Annotated in this window: 16 protein-coding genes and 1 pseudogene; 8 read left to right on the top strand and 9 right to left on the bottom strand. The window is 44.0% G+C overall.

What is annotated here, in order from left to right; all coding sequences use genetic code 11:
- The first annotated feature begins 78 nt into the window (after positions 1-78).
- Entirely contained in the window at positions 79-471 is a 393-nt protein-coding gene (locus U1P77_RS07055) for a hypothetical protein (protein ID WP_321154344.1), read from the top strand.
- 124 nt (positions 472-595) lie between these two features.
- Here U1P77_RS07055 and U1P77_RS07050 read toward each other — a convergent pair whose 3' ends face one another.
- Together U1P77_RS07050 and U1P77_RS07045 are read right to left on the bottom strand one after the other, a co-directional pair.
- A complete protein-coding gene (locus tag U1P77_RS07050) occupies positions 596-985 on the bottom strand; it encodes a hypothetical protein (RefSeq protein WP_321154343.1) in 390 nt (129 codons plus the stop codon).
- A gap of 292 nt (positions 986-1277) precedes the next feature.
- Positions 1278-1793 (bottom strand): hypothetical protein, encoded by a 516-nt coding sequence (locus U1P77_RS07045; RefSeq protein ID WP_321154342.1) that lies wholly within the window; start codon positions 1791-1793, stop codon positions 1278-1280.
- A 282-nt stretch (positions 1794-2075) separates the two neighbouring features.
- Here U1P77_RS07045 and recJ point away from each other — a divergent pair, with 282 nt between their 5' ends.
- Positions 2076-3935: a single-stranded-DNA-specific exonuclease RecJ gene (gene recJ, locus U1P77_RS07040; protein ID WP_321154341.1), complete on the top strand. Its 1860-nt coding sequence runs from the start codon at positions 2076-2078 to the stop codon at positions 3933-3935.
- Positions 3936-4113: 178 nt separating this feature from the next.
- Positions 4114-4659: a DUF2058 domain-containing protein gene (locus tag U1P77_RS07035; RefSeq protein ID WP_321154340.1), complete on the top strand. Its 546-nt coding sequence runs from the start codon at positions 4114-4116 to the stop codon at positions 4657-4659.
- A gap of 86 nt (positions 4660-4745) precedes the next feature.
- Here the strand turns inward: U1P77_RS07035 and U1P77_RS07030 are convergent, their stop codons facing one another.
- The 6 genes from U1P77_RS07030 to U1P77_RS07005 form a co-directional block, all read right to left on the bottom strand.
- A complete protein-coding gene (locus U1P77_RS07030) occupies positions 4746-5432 on the bottom strand; it encodes a trimeric intracellular cation channel family protein (RefSeq protein WP_321154339.1) in 687 nt (228 codons plus the stop codon).
- Between the two features lie 87 nt (positions 5433-5519).
- Complete coding sequence (locus U1P77_RS07025) at positions 5520-6155, bottom strand: trimeric intracellular cation channel family protein (RefSeq protein WP_321154338.1); 636 nt, start codon at positions 6153-6155, stop codon at positions 5520-5522.
- A 221-nt stretch (positions 6156-6376) separates the two neighbouring features.
- Positions 6377-7549 carry a multidrug resistance efflux transporter family protein gene (locus tag U1P77_RS07020; RefSeq protein WP_321154337.1) on the bottom strand — a complete coding sequence of 391 codons (1173 nt, stop codon included), beginning with the start codon at positions 7547-7549 and terminating at the stop codon, positions 6377-6379.
- A 67-nt stretch (positions 7550-7616) separates the two neighbouring features.
- Positions 7617-8351, bottom strand: coding sequence for a 7-carboxy-7-deazaguanine synthase QueE (gene queE / locus U1P77_RS07015; RefSeq protein WP_321154336.1), 735 nt, complete (start codon positions 8349-8351; stop codon positions 7617-7619).
- Positions 8352-8954: 603 nt separating this feature from the next.
- Positions 8955-9776 carry a 2,3,4,5-tetrahydropyridine-2,6-dicarboxylate N-succinyltransferase gene (gene dapD / locus U1P77_RS07010; RefSeq protein ID WP_321154335.1) on the bottom strand — a complete coding sequence of 274 codons (822 nt, stop codon included), beginning with the start codon at positions 9774-9776 and terminating at the stop codon, positions 8955-8957.
- Positions 9777-9958: 182 nt separating this feature from the next.
- Complete coding sequence (locus U1P77_RS07005) at positions 9959-10903, bottom strand: alpha/beta fold hydrolase (protein ID WP_321154334.1); 945 nt, start codon at positions 10901-10903, stop codon at positions 9959-9961.
- 304 nt (positions 10904-11207) lie between these two features.
- Here U1P77_RS07005 and U1P77_RS07000 point away from each other — a divergent pair, with 304 nt between their 5' ends.
- The 5 genes and pseudogenes from U1P77_RS07000 to U1P77_RS13555 all read left to right on the top strand — a co-directional run.
- A complete protein-coding gene (locus U1P77_RS07000; protein WP_321154333.1) occupies positions 11208-12485 on the top strand; it encodes an FAD-dependent oxidoreductase in 1278 nt (425 codons plus the stop codon).
- Between the two features lie 220 nt (positions 12486-12705).
- Positions 12706-14856, top strand: a complete 2151-nt coding sequence (locus tag U1P77_RS06995) for a dihydrolipoyl dehydrogenase family protein (protein WP_321154332.1) — start codon at positions 12706-12708, stop codon at positions 14854-14856.
- Between the two features lie 4 nt (positions 14857-14860).
- Positions 14861-15670 (top strand): DUF547 domain-containing protein, encoded by an 810-nt coding sequence (locus tag U1P77_RS06990; RefSeq protein WP_321154331.1) that lies wholly within the window; start codon positions 14861-14863, stop codon positions 15668-15670.
- A gap of 81 nt (positions 15671-15751) precedes the next feature.
- Complete coding sequence (locus U1P77_RS06985) at positions 15752-16624, top strand: TIGR04283 family arsenosugar biosynthesis glycosyltransferase (protein WP_321154330.1); 873 nt, start codon at positions 15752-15754, stop codon at positions 16622-16624.
- Positions 16625-16814: 190 nt separating this feature from the next.
- Positions 16815-17123: pseudogene (locus U1P77_RS13555) on the top strand (formate/nitrite transporter family protein); the annotation flags it as partial.
- A gap of 107 nt (positions 17124-17230) precedes the next feature.
- Here U1P77_RS13555 and U1P77_RS06975 read toward each other — a convergent pair.
- The gene (locus U1P77_RS06975) at positions 17231-18247 is read right to left on the bottom strand and encodes a glycine betaine ABC transporter substrate-binding protein (protein WP_321154328.1); all 1017 of its coding nucleotides are present in this window, start codon (positions 18245-18247) and stop codon (positions 17231-17233) included.
- Between the last annotated feature and the right edge of the window lies 1 nt (position 18248).

Genomic DNA, 18248 nt, shown 5'->3' with positions numbered 1-18248 from the left:
AGTCATAAATCCTAGCTTATATGACAGCTGTTTTGAATCGATTCTGATTATAAGTTTACGAATTTTAAGGATGTAACTATGTTTGATATTAAATCGTTTTTAAAAAGAGGAATAGAGAAAGAACTACTTGATGTGGATGATTATATCTTCATGCCTGAGAATGTAGAGATGGTGGTTGAAGAGGGTGAGCTAAAGTGTGTCTTAAATAGTGATGGCCGAGTCAATATTTTTTATACTAAGCAAGGTGTTACTGACGTAAGAGCAGCGGCTCGTAAACATCCATTTACCTCTTTTGACCAAGAACTGAATCACGGAATTTATGATGACGTTATCGACGACTTAGTTAAAGAAGTTAACAAAATCCTCGATGGTAAATCTAAATACTTTCACAATGTTGTCTTACCTTCAACGGCCTCTTTACCCTTAACAGCCCCTTTAAAGCCAGAACCATTTGCAACAGATAAGTTCTAAAATTTTCTGCTTTATATGCCTTCGTTTTATAGAGTCTGATATAAGTCTTTACAGTAGCACAGGGTGCGTTGTAATTTATTAGCGCGCCCTGTGCTACTGTTCATTATTTTTAATAATCAGTTACTTATTTTGTGAAACTTGCATAACAACTCTGTAGAGATTTAGCGACGACTCTAGTCACCAGTCGTGTACGATATTGTGAATCTATTGCCGCACTACCCAACTCAACGATGGTCACTTGCTGAGGTGCTTGTTCACTCACGCAGCCACAAACGTTACTTTGTACCGCTTCTTTTTGTTCGGCAGTCATGACAGCACTGGCAATTCGCCACGCATTTTGCTTTTGAATTTCGCTACGGCACTGATTGTCGATAGCCGCTTTAAATACATTCATACCAATATTATTTGCTGTGCCAATAGCATTGCCTGCAGTAGTGTTTGCCCCTGTTGTCGTCGTGCATCCCGCTAGGGCAAAGGTGGCAAGCATAGTAATTGAAACTAAGAATCTTTTCATGGTTTTATCCTATAAAGTTTATGAATATTGTCTGAAAGTGGCATAAAAAAGGGGTATTCAAAAATGACAAATATTGCTCAATTTGATGTACTAATAACAACCTGTGATTATTGCATATTTTTATAACTTTGCATTTTTATAATGTTGATTTACACCATATATAGTAAGATCAAAATATGTTGGAGATATCCTAACCCACGTTCCACTTATTGATAATCGAAAAAAAACAGCCAAGTTATCCTTAGCTGGTTTTTATTTTTGGACAGTTAGTTCCATGTTCTAGATCTAAGTTTTAGACATTCTTACCCTGTTGCTTTGTTTGAATATCTTTGGCTAGTTTGTAGCATTCTTCGATATGGTCAAAGGCGATTTTCTTAAAGATCATATAACCCATGGTAGCGGCGACCAATTGTCCACCAAGTGGAATAAACTTAGTGACTTGCTTAGCAGCAATACGGCCACCGAAGCCCTGAACCGTCTTTTTGACAATACCACGTGTTGCCATGAGGCCCGCAAAATCGACCGTACGATCTTTTAAAGCGCCCCAATGAATAGCGCGTGACTCTAAGTCTACTGCGGATTTACGATCTTCAATCAGCCCAAAGCGTTCACTGATGTCAGGTAGCAGTTGGGTTAACATGCCAGCATCTATGGCTACATCAAAGAAGGGCACAGGGACGATGGCCACACCTGCAGAGAACTTGGCACGTTTTTTGACCATTGCCTTACATTCTTTTTTAACTTGATTAAGATTTAGATTCGGGTCAATCGTATTTGGGATTTTTTCGGCTTTTGGAGTGGTTTTCATAGCGTCTTCCTTATAAAGTGATTATATAGTAAATAAATCTCAAGTATTACAGTTAGTTATCATTTTATGGGTTTATGAGCACGATACAATTATAGCTTTGTATCAAAATACAAAGAAGGGCTGTATCTATGCAAGGTTTTTGCAAATTATAAGTGAGATATAGGAATGAACCAGCTTAATAATGGTGTTGTGAAATAAAAAAAAGCCAATGGCCTTTTATAATAAACTAATCTGCTATAAATTAGCATTGTGGCCGCCTACCAAAGCCAGTAGAATACGGACATGCTAAATTTAACCCCCCGTTATACCGGCACTCGCATTGACGAGCTGCCCATCGCGCTGCAATCACTTGCAGCTCAATCTTTGACCCTTGCTAAGCTTTATGCAGGTCGCGGTATCCTTGAGCCTGATGAGCTTGAAACTCAGTTATCCGGTTTACTGCCTGCTGAGATGCTGCATGGTGTCACCGAAGCCGTGCGCTTATTGGATGTGGCCATTGATGAGGGTCAGCGTATTCTTATCGTTGGCGACTTTGACTGTGATGGTGCGACCAGTACCGCGCTGATGATGCGTGCCTTGACCGCGATGGGTGCAGTGGTCGATTTTCTGGTACCAGATCGTTTTAAATATGGTTATGGTTTGACGCCTGAGATTGTAGAGTTAGGCATTGAGACCTATCAGCCGCAGGTCATTGTCACCGTAGATAATGGTATCTCAAGCCATGAAGGCGTGGCACGCGCGCAGGCCGATGGCATCACAGTCATTATTACCGATCACCATTTAACCACCAAATCGGTACCGCCTGCTGAAGCAGTAGTCAATCCCAATCAACAAGACTGTAATTTTATCAGTAAGGCTTTGGTCGGGGTAGGCGTGGCTTTTTATGTACTCGGACGCTTGGCAAAATTGCGTCGCGAAGCGGGCAAGTCTACTGTGCAAGTGAGTCAATATTTAGACTTAGTGGCACTTGGAACGATTGCTGATGTTGGCATACTGGATAAAAACAATCGTATTTTAGTCCATCATGGGCTAGCCGCTATCCGTCAAGGTCGATGCTGTATGGGTATCTTGGCACTCCTTGAACAAGCAGGTCGTGACCCGAAGCAATTGCAGGCGCAGGATTTTGGCTTTGTATTAGGGCCAAGGATTAATGCCGCTGGACGTATGGACAATATGCGTGTGGGTATCGAATGTTTACTGACCGAAGATTGGTCTACCGCTCAGCGTTTAGCACAGGAGCTTGAGCAGCTAAATCGCGAGCGCCGTCGGGTCGAAGGTGACATGCGATCCCAGGCTGATAGCATTGTGGAAACCTTAAATGCTAATAGTGGGCTTATTGATAATAGCGAGGACAGCACCGAAGACGCTACTGATAACACTATTAATAATGATGACATTATCCCTCACAAAGTAGCGGATCAAAAAACGTTTGATGGTGACAACAATAATAGCAATCGCAGCATTATTTTATATCGAGATGATTGGCATCAAGGGGTCATCGGTATTGTGGCGGGACGCTTAAAAGAAAGTCATTATCGTCCTAGCATTGTGTTTGCACCAGCAGATACGCAGCGCGTAGGTAAGGACGACGCGATTAAAGGTTCAGCGCGTTCGATTGCAGGCGTGCATATACGTGATGCTATCGAGCAAGTAGCAGAGCAGAACCCCAATCTAATCAGCCACTTTGGTGGTCATGCGATGGCGGCAGGCTTGACCCTTAAACGCGGCAATTTTGACGCTTTTGTTAGTGCCTTTGATAACGTCATGGGGCAGCTTGACGACGAAGTTTTTGCAGAGCAGAAGTTCACCGACGGGTCACTACAGGCCGTAGACTTTAGCTTATGGTTTGTCGATACATTAGCCGAGGCCAGCATTTGGGGTCATGGTTTTGCACCGCCCATATTCGATGGCGTGTTTGAAGTACTCAGCTTTAAAGTGTTAAAAGACAAACATCTGAAGTTATCACTGCGCTATCCCGATGTACAATATCCAATTGACGCTATTTATTTTAACTTTGATAGTAGTGCGTGGGATTACCGGGCTGAAAAGGTGCACTTATTGTTTGAGCTCGATATTAATGAGTGGAATGGTAAAAAAAGCTTACAGCTGATGGTTAAAGATTTGGCCGTTATTGATGCGTAAAGCGTCGTGACTTTCGAAATATCGTATCTTGCTATTACAACCTGCTATGCTAAGTTAGCAAGTTATGATCGATGTACTGTTCATGTGGTCTCTGTGGCGTTTGGCTTAATTGATGACGCCCCCTAGCAAAATTTGCTACTATATATCTTTTAGATTTTATGATTTAGGTGATTGGATTATGGCCAAAAATGCCCTACAGGCTCAACTTTTAAAAGCTGGATTGGTTGATAGCAAAAAAGCCAAGCAAATAAGCAAACAGTCTCAGCATGCCAAGCGTACTGGCGATTCATCAGATGTTGAAGTTAAAAAAGCGGTGGCAGAAGCTCAAGAAAAAAAACTAGAGAAGGATCAAAAGCTTAATCAAGAAAGACAACAGGTTTTAGAGCAGAAGATGCTAAAAGCTAATATTATTCAAATGATTAAGCAGCATCAGATTACTGATATACAAGGTGATGTCAGCTATCAGTTCGTTGATTACTCTAAAGTGAAAAAAATTAACATTACCCAAAAATTATATGATCAAATAGTGGCGGGCCATGTGGCTATTGCGCGATTAGAAGAAAACCATGACCTAAGTTATGCTCTGCTCCCTCGTCCCTTAGCAGATCGTATAGATGCAAAATTGGAAGGTTTTATGGTTGTGTCTAACGATACAGCAGATGTTGAGCTGGCGACTGATGATCCTTATGCGGCCTATGTGATTCCAGATGATTTAATGTGGTAGTGATTGTTTTTTAAGAGAATGATTTTAAAGGTGATGGTTTTTACTTTTGTTTTATTAACCTAGCGGCTACCCACGTAAACCATCCCTTAAAACGGATGGTTTTTCATTAGTCCAATATCTGGAAATTTCCAATCATAACGGATTGCCAGCATACGCAAGGTAAAAATAGTGCTCATGGCGGAGATATCTGCGACCCACTCAATCACACCAAATGCGTGCATAACGAAGTAGAGCACGCCACCAGCTAAAGCCGCGGTGATATAAATCTCTTGTTGAAGCACGAGCGGAATCTCGTTACAGATCATATCGCGGATGATACCGCCGACAATGATGGTAATCACCCCAAGCAATAGCGCCACGGGGATGTTTGCGCCCATACTGTTGGCAACCTTGATACCGATCAAGGTAAAAGCTGACAATCCAATGGTATCGGATAGCTTGAGGAATTTATCGACGCGCCTTGAGTTGGGATAAAAGAATATCTGCATCACTAGTGAAGATATGGTGATGACCGTAAGGTAGCTCATATCTACCATCCAAAATAGCGGATGACGATCCAAAATGACATCGCGCACGGTGCCACCGCCAATAGCCGTGACTATTGACACCAGTAAGCAACCAAACACATCAAAGTTTTTGTACTTGGCTAGTATCGTGCCTGAGATACTACAAGCCACAATACCAATCATGTCAAATAGATATAGCAAAGATCGTGGGTCAAAAGTGGTGATCAGCGCAGCAGGATCCAAGGTGTTCAATGCGATAGCCAGCATGTGTAAGTCTCGCTAAAATATTTAATTATTGTCAAATCGTAACGTGTTGCTTTGTCTTTATTTCATTTGGCAAGGAGTACCAACTGCTTATTTAACCAAGTGGATAGAGGGTAGATGCCAATCAAATCTGAGCGCCAACATACGAACCGCAAAGATGACGCTCAGCATAATAAATTTATTGATTCCGGGATTAACACCGCAGTAATCAAGTAGCAAATAAGTCACTGATCCTGCAACGCTCGCACTAATATAAATCTCGCGCTGCAGCACGAGCGGTATCTCATTACAGATAATATCGCGTAGTAATCCGCCGATAATAGCAGTCCATACGCCCATCATAACGGCAATCAGGGGTGACATATCTTGCGTTAAAGCGATTTTAAAGCCAATGACACTAAATGATGCTAGACCTATAGCATCAAAGAGTTTAAGCACGTTATCAATCTTATGATAAAGATGAAAAAATACTTGTAAGATAAGGGAGGTAACTGTGATGACAATCACATAATTGAGATCTGTCATCCAGAATAGAGGATGTCGATCTAGTGCCATATCGCGTAGCGTGCCGCCGCCAATTGCATTGACCATCGCTACTAAGATACAGCCTGAAATATCGAAGCCTTTGTGCTGCGCAAGCAACGTGCCAGCTATAGCGCAGGCAATGACCCCAACCATATCCAATAAGTACAGCAAGATATCGGGGAAAATGAAAGTATGGACCATCGTTATTTCCCTAAATGTTGCTCAACATAAAATTTGCTTATCATAGTGATTGTCTATCTATAGTCAAGGCTAAATAAAAGTGATACGTAGATAAATGCGTGCAACTGGTAAAATTTTCTAGCGTGCTGTGCGCTGTCGCCAGACAGAGGCTGCAAAGATTTCTACCAGCCACACTGTATCTTTTCTAAAGTGTACCGACTATATTAGCTATTAAATTGATTTTAGCCGTCTTTTGCAAACAGGATCAACCCCAGCATAATAAGACCAATACCGATCAGACCCATGGTCGAGGGCAGAGCGTTATTGAGCAGTAGTATACCGCCAATCAAGGCAAAGATAACCTCACTGGCTTGGGTAGAGTCAACACCGGCAACTTCGCTGGAGGTCACGGCTCTCTCACGCGCATATAAAAAGATGCTGGTCGCTCCAACTCCTGCTAATAAAGCCACGAGCGAGGTATTGAACACCTGTGAGGTACTGGGTAATTCAGGACGCACTATAATGCCTAAAAACAGCCAAAACGGCAAACTGCCAAGGGTCATTAACCATACTTTATTAAACGCATTTTGTAAGAGGTCAGTCTCAATAGCCGGGATGCGGGCAATTAGTTTTTGGAGCATGGACTTGGGCTGAGTTTGGGCCGTGTGTCCTGCCTTTAAAGCGCTACTTTCGCTCGCAGTATTATTGACGTCAATAGATAAAGTGGGCGCTTCAGTGACGAGTTGCTGCGTATTTTCGTCAAAGTCGTTTTGATGTGTGTGGTTTTGATTAACATTGCCTTCGCGTAGTTTACGCAACTCGGCGGTATGCTTTCGGGAATTGTAAGACACTTGCCAGACCAGCTGATTGCCAATGGGATAGCTAAAAGCTGCTACTAGAGCCGGTAGCGCGCCGTAGAGCAGCATATCTGTCATTGAAGCGGAGGAAGCCATATCTGCCACATCGGAGGCACGTAGACCTTCGCTGACGTTTACTAATACCACACCAAGAAATACCAATAGCGCGTAAATAATGAATTTTTTATCAAATCGCTGTCCAAAGGCTAGCAGTACCAATAAGCTAGTCACCACGGTAAACATAAAGGTGGCTGCTACTACCCAGCCAGCAACGTGGTCGCCAGCATAGCAAATGCCGGTATAAAACACCCCAAAGCCAATACTACCGGTAATACACCAAAAGCCCCAATGCTCACGGAAGATAGCGGTCAATTCCTTGATGCGACCAAATCCATGCTGCATGGTGATAATCACCGTAATCATCAGCCACATAAAAATATAACGTAAGCTGGCTGACCAAAACCAATCGCCACCTGCAGAACTCATCACCTCGTTTAGGATAAACGTTGAGCTAAATAGTGCACCGGCCAATAAGCCCAATAAAATTAGTTTGACCATCCCTGTGTCCTTGCCGTTTCTTGTCTTTGAATCAACTTTGGTTGTTCGGCTCAGGCTATTATTTTAATTATTTACCCTTAGCATCTGCCCAAATAATTTTATGCAATTGCAACTGAAAGCGCACCGGTAGGGCATCGGCTAACATCCATTCAGCCAGCTCGCGCGCTAATAGCGGTACATCGGGACTGTTATTATTTAAAGCATCATCTTTCGCTACATTGAACATCGGTGAAAACCAAACGGTACCAACCAGCTTATCTAACTGGTGTTCGATAAATTTGGCCTTGGCCCAGTCGTAATCTTCGCGGTTCATAATGACAAACTTAAGCTGATCGTGCTGAGTAAGATAATCAAGGTTGGACCATAGGTTTTTATCTACCTCTCCTGAGCTTGGCGTTTTAAGATCCATCACTTTGCTGACTGCTGGCGGGACATTTTGTATTGAAAGCGCGCCTGCGGTCTCTAAAGAGATTTCATAATCCTCGGCAAGCAAACGTTTGATCAGCTCAATCGCATTTGGCTGTGCTAAAGGCTCACCACCGGTCAGACAAATCCGCTTGCACGGATAGCTTTGGATAGTTGCTATGATGGTCTCTAACGATTGACGTTCGCCGCCACTAAAAGCATATTCAGTATCACAATACACACAGCGAAGTGGACAGCCAGTCAGGCGCACAAATATGGTCGGCAAACCTGAAGTCAATGCCTCACCTTGCAAGGAATAAAAAACCTCAGTAATTCGTAACCCAGCTTCAGGGTCAGTAACAGGGATAGCAGGGCTGCGTAGCAATAGCTCAGTCATAACGTTTTCAAATAAGATAGGGTGTCGATACCACGTTCAAGCTTGCCAATTAACAATAGCAGCAAGCGTACTAAACACGGTCGTCAGACAAAAGAAAAATAACACACACTGCGACCTGACCGAGTGAAAAACTCTAGGCCAATAGTATGTAAGGTTGGGTACTGCTCATTTGGGTATAGTTGATTCAAAATAAAAGGAATACTCTTGTAGCAACGTGCTACTAGCATGAATTTTTCTTGCCTGCTGTTCACAAGCGTGACAGAGACTGCAAAAAATTCATTCCAGTAGTTCATTCGCATTGTGTCGTTTTTAAATTGGATTAACTATATGACTGGGTGATAGGCCAGTTTATTAATAGATGATTAATAATTGCTTAGCAAAGACTCATTAGAAACAACCATTAAAAAGCATCATTAAAAAAGCTACCATAGTTGCAATAGCGGATAATAATTTTTAATAGGGTTGTATTTCAAGATGAATTATAACGTAAGACGGGGTGTTAAGCTGTAAAAAAGACGCTGAAGTTCACCCTCAGCATCTCATTTTTAATTAATACCGTTATCGCGATTATCTATAAGGAGTAATCACTTATTCGCTAAATAATTAGTCTAAACGTAATAGCTCATTTACTGCAGTTTTGGCGCGCGTTTGGGCATCGACCTTTTTCACAATAATAGCAGCGTATAAGCTGTGCGTACCGTCTTCTGAAGGTAATGAGCCTGGTACAACTACTGATCCGGCTGGCACGCGACCACGATGGATCTCACCAGTTTCGCGGTCATAAATACGCGTTGATTGACCGATATAGACGCCCATAGAGATGACTGCGCCTTCTTCTACGATCACGCCTTCGACGATCTCAGAGCGCGCCCCGATGAAGCAGTTGTCTTCAATAATAGTAGGATTGGCTTGCAATGGCTCTAAGACACCGCCGATACCAACGCCCCCTGATAGATGCACGTTTTTGCCAATTTGGGCACATGAACCAACGGTTGCCCATGTATCTACCATGGCACCTTGATCAACGTAAGCACCAATATTGACATAAGACGGCATTAAGACGGCACCCGGTGCAATATATGAGCCTTTACGGGCGATAGCAGGTGGTACCACACGAACGCCTGCTTCTTTAAACTGTGCTTCGCTCCAATCAGCAAATTTAGTCGGTACTTTGTCATAAAACTGTACGTGTTCGCCAGCTGACATAACATAATTGTCATTAAGACGAAAAGACAATAAAACGGCTTTTTTTGCCCACTGATTGACCACCCATTCACCGTCCTTTTTTTCCGCAACGCGTAGGCTACCGTTATCAAGTTGCTCAAGCACTTGCTCAATCGCATCACGCACGTCTTGTGGCATATTGGCTGGGCTATAATTATTACGGTTTTCAAAGGCTTGTTCGATAGTTTGTTGTAATGACATAAAAATTCCTAAAAGCTCATAGGTGAAGGTAAGTAAAAATGGGATTGATAGCAAAATGAATAGTGCTGCTTAAACTAAAAACGCTGCTCGCCGTATTGTCGCTAATTTAGCCGATTTTAGCAAACCACGTAATGACTCATCAGCACTATGGTTGTTTTAACAATTGTTTTAAGTGTTAGACATTAAGTACTTGAGGTGCGTATCCAGTCCAAAATATCCTGATAGACCAGACTGTTGTGCTCCTCATGCAAGGGCTCATGGCGCATGTTGGGATAGAGTTGTACCGTCACCTTGGTAAATTTTTGTTTCGTTAAGCGGTTGACGACATTTTGAATCCCTTTACCCCTATCGCCTATTGGATCATTTTTACCACTCACAAACAGCATCGGAAAGTCTTTGTTGATAGTCGTCGCCCAGCCCTTATTAAGTCCAGTTTGCATCAGCGTAAACAACGTCATAAAACCGTTATTAGTAAATTCAAAGCCCGCTAATGGGTCGGCCTCATAAGCCTCAATATTAGCAGGATTTTCGCTGATCCAGGCAAACTGGGAGGAGGATATACGATTATCAAGCTTACTATTGAGCATTTTATTCATCACAGTAGCAAGCAGGGTATTTTGCTTTTTAGGCGCCGCTTTTGCTAAGAATTTATTCAGTGGCAGCAGGACTTTAACTAAGGGGTTGGTATCTGCTGTGCCCATAAGGATAGCACCTTTGTAATCTTGAGCATGATGCTTGAGTACCGTGCGCACAATGAAGGAACCCATGGAATGACCCATAATAAAGTGTGGCACATCAGGATGACGTGTCTTCAAGCTATCCGCCATGATAATCACATCTTTTAATAACGACTGTACTGGATGTTCATTACCAAAGAATCCCAGCTCATCCGGTGTTTTAATCGTTTGTCCGTGTCCGAGCTGATCATAGGTGGCGACTGCGATGCCATTGTCAGCTAAAAACTGTGCAAAGTCAGCATATCGACCGCTGTGTTCTGACATTCCGTGGACAATGAGCAAGGTGGCTTTCACATTCTTAGGTACAGCTTTTGCGTCTTTTGGCTCAAAAAACTGGTGATGCAGATAATGTGTCTGGTCAGAAGAAGTAATGGAGTTAGCGGTACTCATAAGCGGTTCCTTAAATGGGTAAAAGTTTAAAAATGGACGGCTTGTTATATATTATGAGACTTATTCAGAATAAAGCTGCCATCAGATAAGTCGTGGTTGTACCCAATCTAACTACAAAGCTTTATGGGGTCAATATTATTTGCTGATTTATATTATTTTTGAATTATTGTCATCGTACAACAGTCACACCTCAAATTCTTTTAACTTATGTTTTAATTTCGATTAAGCTTGTGCCTTTATCTACCGACTCCATTGTATTATTAGGATATATCACTAAATAATAGAGCTAATTTTTGAAATGCCTATGAAACCCTTGTCTATGTTAGAAGTGCCTGTAAAGTCAGAAGCGCCTATAAAAAAATTGTTATTAGTGGGCGCAGGTCATGCCCATATTGGCCTATTGCGTCGGCTCCGCACCGAGCACTTAGCGGACGCTGCTACTACGAATATTGAAGTTACTCTAATTACCGAACAGCCGCAGTCTATCTATTCGGGAATGTTACCTGGTTGGATGGCTGGACATTATGATCTAGATGATATCAGTATTGATGTTAAGTTACTCTGTGAACAGGCAGGTGTGCGATTTATTCAGCAGCCAATAGTTAAAGTAGACGCCGCGTCTTGCACTGTAACGACTATTAAAAATGAGCGCTTCGACTACAATGTGCTGTCGCTAAATACTGGTGCAGATACCGATATGCACTGGTTAAACGAAGCGGCGACAGCTAAAGCCATACCCAACACCAATATCAGCACCAATACCAGCAATGCTACTACCGCCGCCGTTATTGCTATTAGACCGCTATCAGTATTTATAGATCGTTGGCAGGCAATTCTCCTAGATGCTCAACAATCATCAAATTATCGACTGGCTATCGTTGGGGCTGGGGCGGCCGCGACCGAATTGGTTATGGCAGCGCAAGTCGCATTAAAGAGAATTAATCCCAAGCACCAAGTATATCTGGTCTGTGGTGAGAATTTGTTGTCTGGATTCCATCAGCGCTTCAAGCGTTGTGTTATCAGTCAGCTCAAGCGCCACGGTATTACCATGATTCATGCGCGAGCGACAGGGTATAGCGCAGGTCAACTGCTTACCTTACGTGGTTCATCGCAAGAGTCATTGCCGATGGATTCGGTTATTGCTGCTACTGGGGTCACGGGTGCAGCATGGACAGAGTGCACTGATTTAGAAACGGTAGATAATGGGTTTGTAGCCGTTAATGCCACCCAGCAAAGCGTCTCCCATCCCAATGTATTTGCAGTGGGTGATGTGGCGACGCGAGTAGATCAAAAGGTGGAGCATTCAGGGGTTCATGCAGTATTTGGCGGCGCTGTGGAGGCTGATAATTTGCTAACCTATTTAGCGGGGAAGTCGCTGGTAGGAGAATCAACGCCAAGTAATTCAGTGCCAAGTAAGTCACTGATAAGTAAATCACTAAAAAAATATCAGCCCAGAACGCGCACCTTATACTTATTGTCCTGCGGCGACAGGTATGCCATTGCCAGTTGGGGCAGAATTAGCTTGCAGGGTCGTTGGCTGTGGTATTTAAAACGCTACATCGACGAGGGTTTTGTAAAATAGCATCAAGGGTAATGCCAGTTAAAATATTGCTAATAGCAGTATTCCCAATAGAGACAATACAAATATCAAAGCCAGTGCTAATATGGAATAACGAACCAAAATGCGATTATTAACTACAACAATGTATACATAATAAGGTAGTATTGATTAGTTAAACTTTACATTAACAGTGCATTTGTAACGTTACATTTAATGATACTCAAAATATAAGCGACAGCGTATGAAAAAAGTATTAATTGTCCTTGCTATTGCATTAGTCGTCGCTGGATTTTTCTTTTTTGGATTGAATGATTTATTGACCCTCGAAGGGATTCAAGCACGTTTAAGTCAGTTCTACCAATGGCGTGATGACGCGCCACTGTTAGTGGGCGGGGTATTTTTCTTAACCTATGTGGTCATCGCGGCATTCTCATTGCCGGGGGCTGCATTAATGACTTTGCTGGCAGGAGCGCTGTTCGGCCTATGGTGGGGACTGCTACTGGCCTCATTTGCGTCCAGTATTGGGGCGTTGTTTGCTTTTCTCGCTGCGCGCTATCTACTTCGCGAGAGCTTCCAAAACAAATTCGCCAGCAAATTAAAAAATATTAATCAAGGTATGGAAAAAGACGGTGGATTTTATTTATTCACCCTGCGTTTGCTGCCGTTATTTCCGTTCTTTATTGTTAATATATTAATGGGTCTAACTACGATTAAGGCGTGGACGTATTATTGGGTAAGCCAAATCGGTATGCTGGCGGGCACTTTTGTGTATGTTAATGCTGGCGTGCAACTGGCGCAAATTGACAGTCTAAAAGATATTATCTCACCGGCGTTGCTGGGTTCGTTTGCCTTGTTAGCTGTATTTCCACTCATTGCCAAAAAAATCCTCGACTGGTACAAAGGGCGTCAGGTCTATAAGGATTGGAATAAGCCATCTTCCTTTGATCGCAATATGGTAGTAATTGGCGCGGGCGCAGCGGGTCTAGTCTCGTCTTATATTGCAGCCGCTGTCAAAGCAAAAGTCACTTTAGTAGAAGCTCATAAAATGGGCGGCGATTGTCTCAACTATGGCTGCGTACCCAGTAAAGCACTGATAAAAAGTGCTAAAGTTGCCCATAATATGCGTCATGCTACCGATTATGGTTTGCAAAACGTAGACGTCAACTATGATTTTAGATCTGTCATGGCGCGGATTCATCGTATTATTGCTACGATTGAGCCACATGATAGTGTCGAGCGTTATACAGATCTGGGTGTCGACGTTATTAAGGGTTATGCCACTATCATTGACCCATGGACGGTTGAGATTGCTGATGATAAGGGTAAGACTCAACGTTTAACCACGAAAAGTATTGTGGTTGCGGCCGGAAGTAAGCCATTCATACCGCCGATAGCAGGGCTTGAGAGCGTTGACTATCTGACCAGTGACACCCTGTGGGAAGTGCTGAGTAAACAACAAGCACCGCCTAAACGCTTGGTTATTATTGGTGGCGGACCAATAGGTTGCGAGCTGTCGCAAGCCTTTGCTCGTCTTGGGTCTAACGTATTTCAAGTAGAGCGCGGATCACGTCTGCTCAAAAAAGAAGATCAAGAGGTCTCAGACTATACCAAAACTTGTCTAGAAGCAGATGGCGTGCAAGTAATGCTCGAGCATGATGCGGTGCGCTGTGAACGTATAGAGGGCAGTCAACGCATAGTAGTAGCGTATGAAGGTACTGAAACTGTGCTTGAATTTGATACCTTGATTATCGCTGTCGGCCGCAGTGCGCGCATGACAGGGTACGGACTTGAGAACCTAGGTATTGATACCGAAGGCACCGTCGTAACCAACGATTATCTCGAAACCAAATACCCTAATATTTTGGCCGCAGGTGATGTCGCAGGCCCTTATCAGTTTACCCATGTGGCCTCACATCAAGCATGGTACGCCGCAGTGAATGCGCTGTTTGGCACCTTTAAAAAATTTAAAGCCGACTATCGAGTGATTCCTTGGGTAACTTTCATTGACCCTGAAATTGCTCGAGTCGGTATCAATGAACAAGAAGCATGCGAACAAGGTATCGAATTTGAAGTGACGCGCTATGATATTGCTGAGCTTGATCGAGCCATTACTGACAGCCAAACCACAGGGTGGGTCAAGGTTTTAACCGTTCCCAAAAAAGATAAAATCTTAGGCGTGACTATCGTAGGCAATCATGCAGGAGAATTACTTGCTGAATACGTACTCGCCATGAAACACGGTCTTGGACTGAATAAAATTCTAGGTACCATACACAGCTATCCAACCATGAGTGAGGCCAATAAAGCCGCTGCGGGCGAGTGGAAACGTGCTCATGCCCCGCAAACCTTATTAAAATGGGTGGAAAAATACCACTGTTTTAGACGGAGCTAACCCGATGTCAGTATTTAACTTTTCGATGTTAAAACCTCTTATCGCAGTAGCTATGCTACTGCCTAGTGTCGCAGTCTATGCAGACTTTAGCCACCAAAGTTGGGATAGCTTGTTAGATCAGCACGTTACTATGATCAATGGCGGTAAAGCGTCAGTGGTTGATTATGCGGGCATGCAAGCAGATAAATCGCAGCTAACAAGTTATCTTAACGCTACTAGTAAGGTGAGTCAGTCTGAATTTGATCGTTGGAATAAGAATGATCAATTGGCATTTTTAATCAACGTTTATAACGCGCGCACGGTGGAATTAGTCCTGACCAAGTATCCGAATATCAAGTCAATCAAAGACATCGGGTCGCTGTTTAGCTCGCCATGGAAGCAAGATTTCATTCCAATTTTCGGTAAGACTCGCTCGCTGGATGACGTTGAGCACAATCTGATTCGTGGCTCAAAGCGCTACAACGATCCACGTATTCATTTTGCGGTCAACTGCGCGAGTATTGGCTGTCCGGCACTACAAGATGATGCCTTTACAGGCAAGCGTTTGGACAAACAGTTGGAGCAAGTTACTGCTAAATTCTTAGCAGATAACAGTCGCAACCGTGTTAAAGGCAATACGTTGGAGATATCGCCACTCTTTAAATGGTACAAAGAAGACTTTGCCACCAACTGGCGTGGCAGTAATAACTTAGAAGGGTTTTTGGGACGTTATAGCCAATCATTGGGATTAAATAAAACCCAAGCCGCAGCGTTAAAACAAGGCAAAATAGATATTAGCTATACCGATTATGACTGGCGCTTAAATAAAAAATGAGGGTAATGTGAGCCATCCGTTAATTCTATTTGTGAGCAAAAAATATACGTCAGTACACTCATGATTAAAAGAGCAATGAGAGTGCTTGCAACGCCTTTGACCCAAGCAGTAGCTTTAGCTCGTAGCGTTAAAACAGTGCTACGAGTTGCTCGAGCATTGTTAAGCGAGGATAAGCCAAGCGGATATAAACCCAGCAATGACAATAAATCAAAGCAGACGTCAGCTCATACGGTACCGCCTAAACCGGTTGCCGTCTCTATTGTCATCCCGTTATTAAACGAAGCGGACCACCTCTCTCAACTGATTACGCGCGTGGCTACTCTCAATCCTTCGCCGTATCAAGTGATATTGGTCGATGGCGGCTCAACCGATACATCGGTCACTGATGCTAAGTCGCTCATTGATAGTTTGGTTGATAATATGCAGTCCGCTATTGAGTGGCAGGTTATTAAGTCTGCCGCCGGTCGTGCTATACAGATGAATACAGGTGCGGCACAAGCGACTGGTGATGTATTGTTATTCTTGCATGCTGACACCCAGCTATCCAAACTCGCTATGAATAAGATTACTCAAGCGTTGTTGCAGGCAGATTGGGGGCGCTTTGATGTGCGCTTAGACAGCTGCAATCCTATGCTATGGATAGTGAGTGGAATGATGAATGCGCGTTCACGCTTGACGGGAATTGCTACTGGTGATCAAGCAATTTTTATTAAAAAGTCATTATTCGAACAAATTGACGGTTACCCCAATCAACCCCTAATGGAAGATATTGAGCTGTGCAAACGTCTTAAAATTATGACTAAGCCTGCTTGTTTAAAGAGTAAAGTAACGACCTCAGCACGGCGTTGGCAGCAATATGGCACGTGGCGGACGATTTTTTTAATGTGGCATTTGCGCTTTGACTATTGGCGTGGGGTATCATCTGAGACATTAAAACGGCGTTATAATAATTAAAAAGACAATGTTTGTTAGAAAAATAGAAAAGGGGCTGATCACGTCGCCAACTCCAGTCCGACATCATCAGTTATGCCGCCTGATTGAGCGGCAGAATCTAGGTTATTATAGTCACTGAAGCCAACTTTCCGTCAGACGAAATATTGCCGTAAAACAAGCTTTTCTGAACGGCCAAAGGACAGCGGAATGAGTGACGCGAAAGCCAATCGGAACTCCTCCTCCGAAAAGAAAGCAAAGGATCGTGAATCCCGCGAACAGACACCCTTTAGAAATCATTGAGATATCGCGCCACCTGGCAACGCTGACGCCAACCGAGACATTTTTGCGAGGTATTCCCTCGGGCTTTTTTATAGCGGCCATGGTGTGGATGCTGCCGTCTGCAAAAGGATCTAAAGTACTGGTGATCATCATGTTCACCTGGCTAATCGCGGCGGGTGGTTTTACCCATGTGATTGCCGGGTCAAACGAAATTTTCACTCTGGTGCTCAATGGCGACATGACTATCTTTACCGCCTTGATCTACCCTATTTCCCCGGTATTGATCGGCAACATTCTCGGCGATTCAGGAAGAAATGTGATGCTCAAGGTATTAAATGTACGTCGAATTTACTTCACAGGCGCAGTGATCAGGCCTTCTGCCTGCATCCAGTCGAAGGCCACAAAGGCAGGCTCCTCGCCATCAACATCAACTCGGGAGTTGAGTGTCTGCTGCTGCGAATTTGTCAGCTTCGAGGAAATCTGGGCAAAGATTTGTTGCAGTTGCGGGTATTTTTTTAGGGTTTCGCTGCGCACCACCGGGGCCACGTTGTAGGCGGGGAAGAAGGCTCTGTCATCCTCCAAAACTACTAGATCAAGCGCTACGATACGACCGTCTGTGGCGAACACCTCACCAAAGTTACACGCACCGCGAGCGGTGGCCTCGTAGATGGTGCCGGTGTCGAGAATTTTGACATTGGACGGGTTCACACCGTCTGCGCCACCTAGCGTCAGGTTGTATTCTTCCAGCATGGGTTTGAAGCCATCCTGCCGCGAATTGAATTCCGACTCCACGCAAAACGAGCGCTCGCTCAGCGGTAGGTCTTTAATTTCTGATAGCTTGGTGATGCCATTAAGTTCAGACACCGCGCTGGCTTTTACGGCAAAGGCGTAGGTGTTGTTAAGTTCTGCGGGCTCCAGCCAGGTTATGCCATTTTTTAGGTCGGCGTCGCGAACCGCCTCGTACTGCGGGCGCTCACCCGGTATGCCTGCTTCGTTGCCGAGATAGGCCAGCCAGCCTGTTCCGGTATAATCCCAGACAAAATCGACATCGCCGTTGAGCATCAGCTCGCGCACAGCCACACTGCCCGGTACATTCGACATATCGGTAACTTCAAAGCCGGCCACTTTTGCCGCAAGTACCGCCATTTTGCCGAGGATTAGCGCTTCGGTGTAGTTCTTGGAAGTAATGGTAATAGTTGCGCTGGCGGGCAGGCCTTCAATGGCTTGTATTGAACCGGGTGCGGCAGCGGGCACGAAGGAGCCTGCCGGCTCCAGGCCGCATCCGGCAAGCGACAGCGCTGCCGCGAGTCCGGCACCGGTAAAGGTGCTAAGGCGTATGGCGTGAGTGTGATGGCGAACGGTCATA

This window comes from Psychrobacter sp. LV10R520-6 (assembly GCF_900182925.1).
GTDB lineage: Bacteria > Pseudomonadota > Gammaproteobacteria > Pseudomonadales > Moraxellaceae > Psychrobacter.
The sequence above is the reverse complement of the archived record's forward strand: the minus strand, read 5'-3'. Positions and strand labels throughout refer to the sequence as shown.

Excerpts from the sequence above, each read along its gene's own strand:
- U1P77_RS07025 (WP_321154338.1), bottom strand. The coding sequence starts at position 6,155 with ATGGTCCATACTTTCATTTTCCCCGATATCTTGCTGTACTTATTGGAT.
- U1P77_RS07000 (WP_321154333.1), top strand. The coding sequence starts at position 11,208 with ATGAAACCCTTGTCTATGTTAGAAGTGCCTGTAAAGTCAGAAGCGCCT.
- U1P77_RS07030 (WP_321154339.1), bottom strand. The coding sequence starts at position 5,432 with ATGCTGGCTATCGCATTGAACACCTTGGATCCTGCTGCGCTGATCACC.
- U1P77_RS07020 (WP_321154337.1), bottom strand. The coding sequence starts at position 7,549 with ATGGTCAAACTAATTTTATTGGGCTTATTGGCCGGTGCACTATTTAGC.
- U1P77_RS07045 (WP_321154342.1), bottom strand. The coding sequence starts at position 1,793 with ATGAAAACCACTCCAAAAGCCGAAAAAATCCCAAATACGATTGACCCG.
- U1P77_RS07050 (WP_321154343.1), bottom strand. The coding sequence starts at position 985 with ATGAAAAGATTCTTAGTTTCAATTACTATGCTTGCCACCTTTGCCCTA.
- U1P77_RS06995 (WP_321154332.1), top strand. The coding sequence starts at position 12,706 with ATGAAAAAAGTATTAATTGTCCTTGCTATTGCATTAGTCGTCGCTGGA.
- U1P77_RS06975 (WP_321154328.1), bottom strand. The coding sequence starts at position 18,247 with ATGACCGTTCGCCATCACACTCACGCCATACGCCTTAGCACCTTTACC.
- U1P77_RS07005 (WP_321154334.1), bottom strand. The coding sequence starts at position 10,903 with ATGAGTACCGCTAACTCCATTACTTCTTCTGACCAGACACATTATCTG.
- queE (WP_321154336.1), bottom strand. The coding sequence starts at position 8,351 with ATGACTGAGCTATTGCTACGCAGCCCTGCTATCCCTGTTACTGACCCT.
- U1P77_RS07055 (WP_321154344.1), top strand. The coding sequence starts at position 79 with ATGTTTGATATTAAATCGTTTTTAAAAAGAGGAATAGAGAAAGAACTA.
- recJ (WP_321154341.1), top strand. The coding sequence starts at position 2,076 with ATGCTAAATTTAACCCCCCGTTATACCGGCACTCGCATTGACGAGCTG.
- dapD (WP_321154335.1), bottom strand. The coding sequence starts at position 9,776 with ATGTCATTACAACAAACTATCGAACAAGCCTTTGAAAACCGTAATAAT.
- U1P77_RS07035 (WP_321154340.1), top strand. The coding sequence starts at position 4,114 with ATGGCCAAAAATGCCCTACAGGCTCAACTTTTAAAAGCTGGATTGGTT.
- U1P77_RS06990 (WP_321154331.1), top strand. The coding sequence starts at position 14,861 with ATGTCAGTATTTAACTTTTCGATGTTAAAACCTCTTATCGCAGTAGCT.